Source organism: Micromonospora sp. NPDC007230, assembly GCF_042869115.1.
Classification (GTDB): Bacteria; Actinomycetota; Actinomycetes; order Mycobacteriales; family Micromonosporaceae; genus Micromonospora.
On the sequence record NZ_JBIAFE010000015.1, the window covers coordinates 126,388 to 137,693 of the forward strand.

Genomic DNA, 11,306 nt, shown 5'->3' on the forward strand with positions numbered 1-11,306 from the left:
CCACCGGCCCGGGCGCTCCTGCGCGGAAAGAGTGGCCATCGCGCGGAGAATGAGCCCTCTTTCCGGGAAACTGCCCGGATCGCGCGGCGGGCGGGCAGCTCAGCCGGCGCGGTTCATCTCGTCCTCGACAATGGAGCGCAGCCGGCGCGCCTCGGCCAGATAGGCGTCGCCGAGCCGGTCCCGCCCGGCCGCCCGGTGCAGCTCACCGAGGCGCCGGGCGGTCTGCTCCTGGCCGCGGCGGTCGCCGATCTGCTCGAAGACCTCCAGCGCCCGGCCGAGCCGAGTGATCGCCGCGGCACCCTGCTCCAGTTCGGCCAGGTCGCTGAGGCAGTACGCCTGACCGTGCGCGTCGCCGAGGGCGGTGAACCGGTCGAGCGCGGTGCTGAAGCAGTCCCGGGCGGCCGCCGCCTCGTCGAGCGCCACCCGGACCAGCCCGAGCCGGTGCAACAGGTGCGCCACCCGGTGCTGGTCGTCCAGTTCGGTGGCGAGCGGCAGGCCGGCGTTCAGCGAGCGGAGCGCTTCGGCCGGGTTCCGGCGGGCCAGCCACACCTGGGCCAGTGCCCCGTGCACGTACGCCTGTCCGTGCCGGTCGCCGACCGCCAGGTAGGACGCCAACGCCTGCTGGTAGCAGTCGTACGCGGCGTCGTGGTCGCCGCGTAGCCGGTGCACCGAGCCCAGCCCGGCCAGGGCGCCCGCCTCGCCGTACGTGTTGCCCAGCCGGGCGTACGCCAGCCGGGCCCGGCTGAACGCCTCGGCGGCGGCGCCGTACCGGTCGCGGTACAGGTGCAGCTGCCCGAGACCGCGCAGGCTCACCGCCTCGCCGAGCAGGTCCCCGGTGCGCCGGCAGACGTCGAGCGCGGTGCGATGGCTCTGCTCCCACTCGGCGCTGTGGCCGCCGAGGTCGCACCAGGGCAGCATGGCGTGCGCGAACTCCCAGGCCAGTTCGGAGCGGCCCAGCCGGGCGGCCAGGTCGACGGCGGCGAGCAATGCCTGCCGCTCGACCGTGAACCAGGCGACCGGATCCTTGGTCAGCTCGGCAGCGGCGGGTACCGGCCAGCGGGCCGCGACGCTCACCCCGGGCCCGAAGATCTGGGCCGGCAGGCCCTGCGCGGCCCGCCCGGCCAGGTCGAGGTAGCCGCCGAGTACCCGGCACAGCATCGCCTCGTCGGCCGGGTCGGGCAGCTCCGGGGCCAGCAGGCTGGCGACGATCGACAGCACGAACCGCGGTTGCCCCAGCTCGTCCCGGCCGATCCGGCGTACCAGCCGGCCGCGCTCCAGGTTGTCCAGCACCGTCTGGGCGTCGTCCCGGTCCACCAGGGCCGCCGCCACCCAGCCGGGTGCCGGCCCGAGGTTGAGCAGGGCGAACCCGCGCAGCATCGTGGCCGCGACGCTGTCCAACCGGGCCGGGGCCGCCGGTGCGTCCTGGGTCAGCAGGCTGCGGTGCAACCGGCGGAGCGGCTCGCTGGGCTCGATGCCCAGTTCTTCCACCAGGAAGCGGCGGGCGCTGGAGTACGTCGACAGCGCTTCCGCCCGGCGGCCGGTCGCCTCGAGCGCGGTGACCAGCAGTCGCCAGGCCTCTTCCCGCAACGGATCCTCGGTCACCAGCGCCCGTAGGTCGGCGATCGCCCCGGCCGGATCGCCGGACTCGATGCGTACCCGGGCGCGCTGCTCCCGCAGCAGCCGCCAGCGTTCGACCAGGCGCTCCACCTCGGGCCGCCACAGCGGCGAGTGCGGCAGGTTCTCCATCGGATCGCCCCGCCACAGCGCCAAGGCGGCGTCCAGCCGAGCCGGGTCGGTGGCCCGGGCGTCCTCGTCGAAGCGGGCCACGTCGAGTTCGGCGGGGCCCAGCAGCAGCCGGTAGCCGGGCGGTTGCCGGCGCAGCCGGGCCCCGCCGAGGTGGGTGCGCAGGGCATGGACGTACGTGTGCACGTTGGCCACCGCCGAGCGGGGTGGGTCCTGCGGCCAGAGCACCTCGATCAGGTGCTCCACCGCGACCGTCCGTCGATGTCGGAGGGCGAGCGTGGCGAGCAACTGGCGGGGTTTCACCCCGGCCAGCGGGACGGGAACGCCGTCGCGCAGCAACTCCAGTGGACCAAGTATGCGCAGCTCAAGTCCTTCTGGCATCGCTACACCGCCCACGATCCTTGATCGTCTTTGGAGCCTACGCGGGGGCAACCGGGCGGGTCAGTGGCGACCGCCGGTCGGACATCGATCGATTGTAGGGAATGTGGAGTCGGGCTGGAGGTGGCCGGGCGAGCCTGGGTGCCCAGAGCAGCTACGGAAAGGACGGCCAGATGCGACTACGCCATCTGCTGCGGGCCGTGAGCGCCTTCGTCATCGGTATCGCGGGGACCCTCCTGATCGCGAACCCGGCGCACGCCGCGCCGGCCTTCCAGCTCCCCTTCCCGTGCGGGCAGACCTGGCAGGGCAACAGCAGCAACAGCAGTGCGCACGTGTCGTGGGAGATCGACTTCAACCGCGGGTCCACCGCGTCCGCGGATCTTGGTGACACCGTGGTGGCCGCGGCCGCCGGCACGGTCGAGGTCTCCGCCCACCAGGGCGAGCTCAACGGGTACGGCAACCTGATCGTGCTCAATCACGGCGGTGGGTACTACACGTACTACGCGCACCTCGACAAGCGGGCGGTGGCCGCCGGGGAGTCGGTCCTGCGTGGCCAGGTCATCGGGGCGGTCGGCAACACCAGCAGGTCGGGCAACAACATCTCCCCGCACCTGCACTACGAGGTGCGCTACCCGGACCGTTCCCAGTCGCACATCATCAAGGCCGTCTTCAACGGCTCCACCTTCTCCTACCCGGACGCCTCGGTGACCAGCCGGAACTGTGCCACCTCCTACGACCCGGCGGAGGTGTGTGGCGCCGGGTTCGAGGTCACCGACTCGAAGGCGCTCGGTTCGGCCGGCACCGCCAACCTGCTGTGGAAGGGCTCCACCAGCCAGAACTGCGTGGTCACCCTGAAGATGGCGAACGTCGGCACGGCCACCGCCACGAGCGCCTTCCTCGAACCACAGGGCTCGACGAGATCAACGGACTCCGGCAGCTACTCGTACTACGCGGGGCCGGTGATCCGTACGGCGCCGGGCTGCGTGAAGTGGGGCGGCAGCACCGGTGGCGCCAGCTACACCTCTCCCTTCGAGCACTGCGGCTGACACCCCGACCCGCGCTCGGTCGATCCGCTGGCGTTGATCAAGAGGTTTGCGTCGGGCCGCCCGTCCGTGACGCAAACCTCTTGATCATCGGCGTGGACCGGGGTGGGCCGGGGTCAGTGGGTGCGGCGGACGTCGTAGGCGGGGGGAGCGGGGTGGGCGGCCAGGAACTCCTGGTCGCGCATCCGGCACCAGGCGGGGATGTCGACCGCGGCGGCCGGGTCGTCGGCGAGCACCCGGACCACCGCGCCGACCGGCAGCTCGGGCAGCCGGCGGGCCAGGTTGATCACGGGCAGCGGGCAGCGCTGCCCCCGGCAGTCGAGCACCTCGTCCGGTTCGCTCACGCCGCCTCGCTCCGCGCCGCGGCGGCGCGCGGCGCCACGCCACTGATCTTGATGGTTCGCTCGCTCACAGGCCGGTGACCCCCGCCTCGGCGCGCAGGTCGGCGACGATCCCGGGCAGCTCGGCGAGGAAGCGGTCCACGTCCGCCGCCGTGGTGTCCCGGTGCAGCGACACCCGGACGTTGCCGTGCGACAGCACCCCCATCGCCTCCAGCACGTGCGACGGCCGCAGCGTCGACGAGGTGCACGAGGAGCCGGAGGAGACCGCGAAGCCCCGCCGGTCCAGCGCGTGCAGCAGCGCCTCGCCGTCCACGTAGAGACAGGAGAACGTGACCAGGTGGGGGAGCCGGTCGACCGGGTCGCCGACCACCTCCACGTCCGGCACGTCGGCCGCCACCCGGGCCCGGATCCGGTCCACCAGCGGCGCCAGCCGGGCCGTCTCGGCCGCCGCCTCCGCCGCCGCCGCGCGCAGGCTCGCCGCCGCCGCCACCACCGCGGGCAGGTTCAACACCCCCGGGGTACGCCCCGACTCCCGCTCGTCGGCCGGGAACGGCGACTCCCACCGGGTGCCCTTGCGGACCACCAGCAGCCCGACGCCGGGTGGCCCGCCCCACTTGTGCGCGCTGGCGCTCAGCACCGACCAGCCGGCCGGCAGCGGCGCCCGGCCGACCAGTTGCGCCGCGTCGACGTACAAGGGCACCCCGGCCTGGGCGCACGCCTCGGCCGCCACCGGCACCGGCTGCACGGTGCCCACCTCGTGGCTGGCCGCGATCAGCGCCGCGAGGGCCACCCCCGGCGCGGCCACCGCCGCCGTCCAGGCGTCCAGGTCCAGCCGCCCGAGCCGGTCCACCGCCACGGGCACCGCGTCGCCGCCGGCCGCCACGTGGCGCTCCGCGGCGTGCAGCACCGCCGAGTGCTCGATCGCGGAGTGCACCAGGGTCGCCCCGACCCGGCGCCGTCCCGCCAGCCCGCCCAGCACGGCCGCGTGCGCGGCGCTCGTACCGCTGGGGGTGAAGGAGAGCTCGTCGGCGCGGACGCCGAGGGTCTGCGCGGCGGCCTCGCGGGCGGCGTCGAGGAGCTGGCGGGCCCGGCGGGCCTGGGTGTAGAGCCGGCCGGGGTCGGCCCAGCCGTCGTCCAGCGCGGCCAGCAACGCCTGCCGCGCGACCGGGTGCAGCGGGGCCGCGGTGGCCGCGTCCAGGTAGACCGGGGATGGGGTCACGCCGCCGCCTCGCCCCGCTCCGCGGCGTCGCGCGGCGCCGCGCCACTGAGGCTGATGGTTCGCTCGCTCACGACTGCCGACGCTATCGCGCCGCCCGCCCGCGGGACCCCCGATGGGGGCGGACAGCGACCCCAACACGGTCAGGCCCGTCATGGTCGAGTAATCTGCGACCGTCGGTGACGCCTTTGCCGTCGGTACGGAGAGAAACCCCCACCGCGGCGCGCTAGGGAGGCAGGACCAGGTGGTCGCAAGGAGTTCGGAGGTACGGTCGTCGGCCGTACGGCACAGCGCTTCCCCGGGAGCCGGTGGGCACCGGCGGCGTGGTGCTGGTCGGCTCGCCGGGCTCGGTCTCGGCGGCGCCGCGCTGCTGGTGCTGCTCACCGGCTGCGACATTGGCGCGTCGGTCGACGGCTTCGGGTGGCCGCAGGGCGGCATCACCCCGGAGTCGCACCGGATGTACGACCTGTGGATCGCGTCCTGCATCGCGGCCCTCGCGGTCGGCGTCTTCGTCTGGGGCCTGATCTTCTGGTGCGTGATCCGCTACCGGAAGCGGGGTAACGCGCTGCCGGTGCAGACCCGCTACAACATGCCGATGGAGTTCCTCTACACGATCGCGCCGATCCTGATCGTCTCGGTGCTCTTCTACTACACGGCGATCGTGCAGACCGGCGTGGACAAGACGACGAAGAACCCGGACGTCACGGTCGAGGTCGTCGCCTTCAAGTGGAACTGGCAGTTCAACTACCGCGACGGCCAGGGCCGCGACGCCAACACCGTCGCCTCGGTCCTCGGCACCAGCGAGGTCATCCCGATCCTGGTGCTGCCGACCGGCAAGTCGATCCGGTTCGAGGAGCAGAGCCGCGACGTCGTGCACTCGTTCTGGGTGCCGGAGCTGCTGTTCAAGCGGGACGTCTTCCCGGGCAGCATCCGGAACGTCTTCGAGGTCACCAGCCTCGACCAGGAGGGCGCGTACGTGGGCCGCTGCGCCGAGCTGTGCGGCACCTACCACGCCTTCATGAACTTCGAGCTGCGGGTCGTCTCGCCGGAGAAGTACGAGCAGTTCCTGGCGGCCAAGAAGGCCGGCAAGTCGACCCAGGAGGCGCTCACGGCCATCGGCGAGAAGCCGATCGCCGAGACGACCAAGCCGTTCGACACCCGGCGCGACAAGAACAACTTCAACCCGAGCGGCGCCGGCGCCGGCGCGGGCAGCTGAGGGGGCCGGCATGAAGACCGAGTGGAAGATCTTCCTGACCGTCGCGACGTTCCTCTTCGGCGTCAGCATCCTCTACGCCGCCTGGACGTACGGCGAGGGCGGCCGGGTCGAGTGGGTCGGCACGGTGGCGCTGGTGCTGTCCTTCCTGCTCTGCTCGATGTGCGGTGGCTTCTTCTGGTTCGTCTCCCGCCGGATCGACCTGCGCCCGGAGGACCGGCCGGACGCCGAGGTCGCCGACGGCGCGGGCGAGGTCGGCTTCTTCAGCCCCGGCAGCTACTGGCCGTTCGGCCTGGCCCTGGCCGCGTCGATCGCCGGCCTGGGGCTGGTCTACTGGCAGATGTGGCTGCTCGGCGTGGGCCTGGTCGCGGTGATCTTCGCCGCCTGCGGCCTGCTCTTCGAGTACTACTCCGGCACCCGCCGGACCGCCGAGCACTGAGTTAACGGCTCGTCCCGAGGCCCGCGTCCCGTTGGGACGCGGGCCTCGACGCATGGGTCCAGGTGTGCGGGCGGGTCCCCCAGGGCCAGCTCGCCGGCGTCCCGGTCGCCCGGGCGCCGCGCCCGGTCTCGCTGCTTGATCGACTCCGCTTCGCCGACCTGGCGGTGTCCGGCTACCCGGGATCACCCCACGTCGGCGACCCGGCGGCGGGGGAGCGGCCGCTGGGTCAGGCGGCGCGGCGGTGCACCGGTCGGGTGCCGCGGCGACGCTGCTCCAGGCGCGGCGCGCGGAAGGCGAAGGTGGCGATCAGCAGGGCCGCGCCGCAGCCGGTGCAGACCAGCTCCGGGCAGTCGGCGCCGTGACCGTCGACGCAGGGCGGGGCCTCGAACAACGCAACGCCCTCGCAGGTGTCGCAGTGGAACTCGCGGTCCGACACGGGCGTCTCCTCTCCTACCCGGTGCCCGCCGCGGGGTGGTGCCCGCATTGGCGGAAAACGGAAAATTACTCCCGTGTAGTTTGGCACGCCGGTCTGACACTTCCGGGCGTGGGCCCGCCCCGGCATGCCGTCCCCGGGACGCCTCCAGGCGTACCAGTGGGGTGTGACAGCGCCCGGGGCCGGGCGTCAGATCGAGCGGGCCACCTCGAGCCAGCGGTCCAGGACGCCGGCGGCGGCACCCGAGTCGATGGACTCCGCCGCCCGGGCCATGCCGGCCCGCAGCGCCTCGTGCAGGTCACCGTCGAGCGGGCCCTGGGTGGCCAGCGCGACCGCGGCGTTCACCAGCACCGCGTCCCGGACCGGGCCGGTCTCGCCGGCCAGCAGCCGCCGGGCCACCCCGGCGTTGTACGCGGCGTCCCCGCCCCGCAGGTCGGCCAGGGTGGACCGGGCTACCCCCAGCTCCGCCGCGTCCAGCAGCGCCTCCCTCACGGTGCCCTGCTGGGCCACCCAGACCCGGGTCGGCGCGGCGGTGGTGAACTCGTCCAGCCCGTCCTCGCCGCGCATCACCACCACCGAGTCGCCCCGGGCCGCGAAGACGGCCGCCATCACCGGCGCCATCCGCAGGTCGAAGCAGCCGACCGCGCCGGCCCGGGGACGGGCCGGGTTGGTCAGCGGGCCGAGGAAGTTGAACGCGGTCGGCACGCCGATCTCGCGGCGTACCGGGCCGGCGTGGCGCATCCCCGGGTGGAAGCGGCCCGCGAAGCAGAAGCCGATGCCGGCCTCGGTGACGCACCGGGCCACCTGCTCGGGTGCCAGGTCCAGCGGGACACCCAGGAATTCCAGCAGGTCGGCGGTGCCGCACGAGGAGGAGGCGGCGCGGTTGCCGTGCTTCACCACGCGGACGCCGGCCCCGGCCACCACCAGCGCGGTCATCGTGGAGATGTTCACCGTGTGAGCGAGGTCGCCGCCGGTGCCGACCACGTCCAGCGCGGTGGCCCGGATCTCCTCGGGGAGCTCGACCTGCACCGACCGGCCGAGCATCGCCTGCACCAGGCCGGCCAGCTCGGCGGGGGTCTCACCCTTGGCGCGCAGCGCCACCACGAAGCCGGCCACCTGCGCCGAACTGGCCGAGCCGGTCATGATCTCGTCCATCGCCCAGGCGGTGTCGGCGGTGGAGAGCTCCTCGCCGCGCAGCAGCGCGTTGAGCAGCAGCGGCCAGGTCCGGTCGCCCATGGCGGCCCTCCCGTGTGGGGTGAGAGCGGGGGTGGCACGGCGCCACGGCCTCGTTGCCGTGGCGCCGAAGGGGTCGCTCAGGCCGCGGCGTGCGTACGCCGCAGCAGCTCGGCGACGGTGGTGCCGGTGGTCACCGGGTCGAGCGGGTGGGTCAGCGTGGCGTCGACCTCGGCGTACGCGGCCAGCCAGCGGTCGGCGGCGCGGGCCAGCACCACGCAGGTCGGCGGGGCGTCGTCCCGGTCGTCCTTGATCTGGCGGGCGATGCCGAGGCCGCCGCCCGGGCTGGCCTCGCCGTCCAGCAGGAGCAGGTCGATCTCGTAGTCGTCGACCAGCCGGACGCACCCGGCGTAGTCGGCGGCCTCCACGAACTCGATCTCGAGGCCGGGCGCGGGGCGGGTGCCGACGGCGAGTCGCATCCGGTCGCGGACCTTCGGGTCGTCGCTGTAGAGCAGGACGGTGTAAAGACGATCGCTCATCGCTGACTAGCTCCCACCTCTGTAGCTGCCCGCTGATCGTAGCGGGCGTCACATTCGGCCGGACGGCCCGCCCTGGCGTGCCGCCCGACGGCTCCAGGCAGCGGAGCGGCATCAGACGCGCCGAGCTGGATTTGCCGCCGGGGCAGCTCAGGCGGTGGCCTCGGCGGCGCGCTCGCGGGCCTCCTGGCGGTCCAGCTCGCGGTCCAGCCGGCGGGCCTCGCGCTCGGAGTGCTTGATCCACTGGACGACCAGCACGGCCAGCATGGTGACGCTGACGAACTCGCCGCCGGCCCACAGCACCCCGCCGGCGACCACCTGGTCGTTCGCCGGGTCCGACCAGGTCAGGTGCAGCGACGGGTACCAGTCGCCGCCGAGCAGCGTGGTGCTCTGCATGATGGTGAGCCCGAGCACGGTGTGGAACGGCACGGAGAGCACCATCAGCAGCGCGCGGGCCGGGTGCGGCCAGCGGCCGGGCAGCGGGTCGAGGCCGAGCAGCGGCCAGAAGAACACGCACCCGGTGGCGATGAAGTGCGCGTGGACCAGCTCGTGCGCCCACCCGTGCTGCAGGGTGTACTCGTACAGGTTGGTGAAGTAGAGCACGAACGGGTTCACCACGAAGATGGCGAACGCCACCAGCGGGAAGGTGTAGATCCGCGCGATCCGGCTGTGCACGACCGCCAGCAGCCGCTTGCGCGGGCGCAGCGGCAGGGTACGCAGGGCGAGCGTCACCGGGGCGCCCAGCGCCAGGAAGATCGGCGCGACCATGGACAGCACCATGTGCTGCACCATGTGCACCGACAGCAGGGTGGTGTCGTACGCCCCCAGCCCGCTGACCGTCACCGCCGCGATGCCGCCCAGGCCCGGGCCGAGGAAGCAGACCGTGCGCAGGACCGGCCAGTGGTCGCCGCGCAGCCGCAGCCGGTACACGCCGTAGAGGTAGAGGCCGGCGGCCAGCACCAGCCCGACGGCGAGCCAGTTGTCCAGTCGGGTCTCGGTGAACACCCGGGCGATGGTGAAGGGCGGCGGGACGCCCTCGCCCCCGGCGGCCAGGGTCGACGGAGCGGCCGAGGTGGCGGCGAAGATCGGATCGACGTGCAGCACGCTTTTCAGGGTAGGTCAGGCGAAGCGGACGCCCCCGATCGGGCCACTGATGGCACGGGATTGCCACCCCGCTGATCGTCGGTCCCGGTCAAGGGCAATAATGACCGCGTGACTGCGGCCCCAGCCATTGACAAGAGCCGGATCCACTCCCTGACGCGCCCCAACATGGTCAGCGTCGGGACGATCGTGTGGCTCTCCAGTGAACTCATGTTCTTCGCGGCGTTGTTCGCGATGTACTTCTCGATCCGCGCGGCGGCGCCGGAGCAGTGGGAGAAGCACACCGAGGTCCTGAACATCCCCTACGCGACCACCTTCACGGTGATCCTGGTGCTGTCCTCGGTGACCTGCCAGCTCGGTGTCTTCGCCGCCGAGAAGGGTGACGTCCACGCCCTGCGGCGATGGTTCACGATCACCTTCGTGATGGGCCTGATCTTCGTGCTCGGCCAGGCGAACGAGTACCGGACCCTGGTGCACGAGGGCGTGAAGATCAACGGAGACGGTTACGGGTCGATGTTCTACCTGACCACCGGCTTCCACGGTCTGCACGTGACTGGCGGTCTGATCGCCTTCATCATCTTCATGATCCGCACCACCATGGGCCGGTTCACCCCGGCCCAGGCCACGTCGGCCATCGTCGTGTCGTACTACTGGCACTTCGTCGACGTCGTGTGGATCGGGCTCTACGCCATGATCTACTGGCTCCAGTGATCTTGGCGCGTCACGTATCGCGCCGCTGCTTCGTCCCCTGAGACAAGGTCCAACCGGTTAAGGACACAGGTCATGACTTCTGACAACGACCGCCGACGCGGTCTGCTCGCGCGGCTGCGCGGGCGGCCCGTAGCGCGCAGCAGGGGCCGCCGCCGGCTGGGTGCCGCGGTCCGGCTGGCCGCCGCGCTGATGCTGGCCGGCGGTGCCTACACCCTCTTCGCCCCGGGCGTGCAGGCGCAGGAAAACCCGCCCCTGAGCGCCGCCGCCAACGAGGGCAAGGCGCTGTTCGACGTGAGCTGTGTGACCTGTCACGGTCGCAACGCCCAGGGCGTCGCGGGACGCGGTCCGAGCCTGATCGGCGTCGGGGCGGCCTCGGTGGAGTTCCAGGTCAGCAGCGGTCGGATGCCGATGGCCCGGCAGGAGGCCCAGGCCCCCCGCAAGAAGCCTCAGTTCACTGACGAGCAGGTGCGCCAGCTCAGCCAGTACATCCAGGAGCTGGGCGGCGGACCGGAGGTCCCCCAGGGCAACCTGCGCGAGGGTGCCGACGTCGCCACCGGTGGTGAGCTGTTCCGGATCAACTGCTCGCAGTGCCACGCGTTCAGCGCCGGCGGCGGTGCCCTCTCCTCGGGCAAGTACGCGCCGAGCCTGTACCCGGCCACCGACCGGCAGATCTACGCCGCCATGCTGAGCGGCCCGCAGAACATGCCGGTGTTCGGCGACAACCAGATCTCTCCGCAGGAGAAGGCGGACATCATCGCCTACATCCAGGAGAACCTGAAGGACACCCAGGACCAGGGCGGTTTCAACCTGGGCCGGTACGGCCCGTCGACCGAGGGTCTGGCGGCCTTCCTGGTCGGCATCGTCGCGCTGGTCTTCACGAGCCTGTGGATTGCGGGCAAGTCGTGACCGAGCGGATCATTCGTTTCAGTGCTGTGGCGTCGACCCCCGGCGCCACCCGTAGCGAGGTGACGGCATGAGC

The 11,306-nt window shown here is 72.5% G+C and carries 12 protein-coding genes; 5 read left to right on the top strand and 7 right to left on the bottom strand.

What is annotated here, in order from left to right:
* Positions 1-99 precede the first annotated feature (99 nt).
* Positions 100-2,124, bottom strand: a complete 2,025-nt coding sequence (locus ACFYML_RS21870; RefSeq protein WP_387422404.1) for a BTAD domain-containing putative transcriptional regulator — start codon at positions 2,122-2,124, stop codon at positions 100-102.
* 170 nt (positions 2,125-2,294) lie between these two features.
* On the opposite strand from ACFYML_RS21870, the gene ACFYML_RS21875 reads away from it, so the two are divergent.
* On the top strand, positions 2,295-3,167 hold the full coding sequence (locus ACFYML_RS21875) for a M23 family metallopeptidase (RefSeq protein ID WP_387422405.1): 873 nt from the start codon (positions 2,295-2,297) through the stop codon (positions 3,165-3,167).
* A 113-nt stretch (positions 3,168-3,280) separates the two neighbouring features.
* On the opposite strand, the gene ACFYML_RS21880 is transcribed toward ACFYML_RS21875, so the two are convergent.
* Positions 3,281-3,508 carry a sulfurtransferase TusA family protein gene (locus ACFYML_RS21880; protein ID WP_387422406.1) on the bottom strand — a complete coding sequence of 76 codons (228 nt, stop codon included), beginning with the start codon at positions 3,506-3,508 and terminating at the stop codon, positions 3,281-3,283.
* Positions 3,509-3,572: 64 nt separating this feature from the next.
* Entirely contained in the window at positions 3,573-4,724 is a 1,152-nt protein-coding gene (locus ACFYML_RS21885) for a cysteine desulfurase family protein (RefSeq protein WP_387422407.1), read from the bottom strand.
* Positions 4,725-4,965: 241 nt separating this feature from the next.
* Between ACFYML_RS21885 and coxB the strand changes: the two genes are divergently transcribed.
* Positions 4,966-5,937, top strand: a complete 972-nt coding sequence (gene coxB / locus ACFYML_RS21890) for a cytochrome c oxidase subunit II (protein WP_387422408.1) — start codon at positions 4,966-4,968, stop codon at positions 5,935-5,937.
* Positions 5,938-5,947: 10 nt separating this feature from the next.
* Positions 5,948-6,373, top strand: coding sequence for a cytochrome c oxidase subunit 4 (locus tag ACFYML_RS21895; RefSeq protein ID WP_357435070.1), 426 nt, complete (start codon positions 5,948-5,950; stop codon positions 6,371-6,373).
* Between the two features lie 226 nt (positions 6,374-6,599).
* Here ACFYML_RS21895 and ACFYML_RS21900 read toward each other — a convergent pair whose 3' ends face one another.
* From ACFYML_RS21900 to ACFYML_RS21915, 4 genes are all read right to left on the bottom strand, one after another.
* A complete protein-coding gene (locus tag ACFYML_RS21900) occupies positions 6,600-6,809 on the bottom strand; it encodes a hypothetical protein (protein WP_387422409.1) in 210 nt (69 codons plus the stop codon).
* 186 nt (positions 6,810-6,995) lie between these two features.
* The gene (gene trpD / locus ACFYML_RS21905; RefSeq protein WP_387422410.1) at positions 6,996-8,042 is read right to left on the bottom strand and encodes an anthranilate phosphoribosyltransferase; all 1,047 of its coding nucleotides are present in this window, start codon (positions 8,040-8,042) and stop codon (positions 6,996-6,998) included.
* A gap of 77 nt (positions 8,043-8,119) precedes the next feature.
* Positions 8,120-8,518, bottom strand: coding sequence for a hypothetical protein (locus ACFYML_RS21910; RefSeq protein ID WP_357435074.1), 399 nt, complete (start codon positions 8,516-8,518; stop codon positions 8,120-8,122).
* Positions 8,519-8,665: 147 nt separating this feature from the next.
* Positions 8,666-9,619 (bottom strand): cytochrome c oxidase assembly protein, encoded by a 954-nt coding sequence (locus ACFYML_RS21915; protein WP_387422411.1) that lies wholly within the window; start codon positions 9,617-9,619, stop codon positions 8,666-8,668.
* Between the two features lie 108 nt (positions 9,620-9,727).
* Here ACFYML_RS21915 and ACFYML_RS21920 point away from each other — a divergent pair, with 108 nt between their 5' ends.
* A complete protein-coding gene (locus tag ACFYML_RS21920; RefSeq protein WP_073833637.1) occupies positions 9,728-10,327 on the top strand; it encodes a heme-copper oxidase subunit III in 600 nt (199 codons plus the stop codon).
* Between the two features lie 72 nt (positions 10,328-10,399).
* Positions 10,400-11,233 (top strand): c-type cytochrome, encoded by an 834-nt coding sequence (locus ACFYML_RS21925; RefSeq protein ID WP_387422413.1) that lies wholly within the window; start codon positions 10,400-10,402, stop codon positions 11,231-11,233.
* The last annotated feature ends 73 nt before the right edge of the window (positions 11,234-11,306 follow it).